Annotated in this window: 1 protein-coding gene; it reads left to right on the top strand. The window is 30.9% G+C overall.

The window, feature by feature from the left end; translation table 11 throughout:
* Positions 1–45: 45 nt before the first annotated feature.
* Complete coding sequence (locus HMPREF2663_RS13130; protein ID WP_232172246.1) at positions 46–180, top strand: hypothetical protein; 135 nt, start codon at positions 46–48, stop codon at positions 178–180.
* Positions 181–653: the final 473 nt, after the last annotated feature.

Below are 653 nucleotides of genomic sequence, written 5' to 3'. Positions count from 1 at the left end.
TTATTGGAAAGATGAGATGAAAAGAATTAAAGCGTTTTTTATTTCATTGGAAGTATTATTTATAGTGTTAAGGATAAAAAATATGATGAAGTTAAAGGCGCTAAATTACTACAAATTTCAATAATTGTAGCAGTTATTATTTTTGTTCTAAATTTATTAGCTTTACTTGGATTAAGATAATTATTGTAACTAAAAAATGACACACTAAGATGGAGTAGATGGATGTAGAAGTATTCATTTACTCCATTTTTATTATAAATTTTCAAAAATCTCTCAGTGAAAACAGATATCCAAGTATAGAAAGATGAATCATACCTAAAACGACAGACGGTGTTCTCAATTAGTCTAAAAACTTTATACAGAGCAATCGAGAATCGAATCGGTCAAATGTTGAGTAATATGAGAGGCCAAGCGTCTAATGCGCTACAACAAGGTAAGCACTAGATAGGCCATCGAGCCCAACAATTTTAAAAAAAGAACAGTATATTAGAAAAGAACATACCATTAATACAACATAGAGTTGCGATTACAGGTAAAGAGAGTGTTCAAGTCGGTCAAAGGTATTACGCTTAGAAAAGTAGTTCAAAATATCCAACGTACATTCACACCCAATCATCAAGTCACACACCAAAAGATAGTATGGTAAAGAGTGA

Origin of the sequence: Staphylococcus sp. HMSC077D08, from assembly GCF_001837945.1 — a bacterium.
Taxonomy (GTDB): domain Bacteria; phylum Bacillota; class Bacilli; order Staphylococcales; family Staphylococcaceae; genus Staphylococcus; species Staphylococcus epidermidis.
The sequence above is the reverse complement of the archived record's forward strand: the minus strand, read 5'-3'. Positions and strand labels throughout refer to the sequence as shown.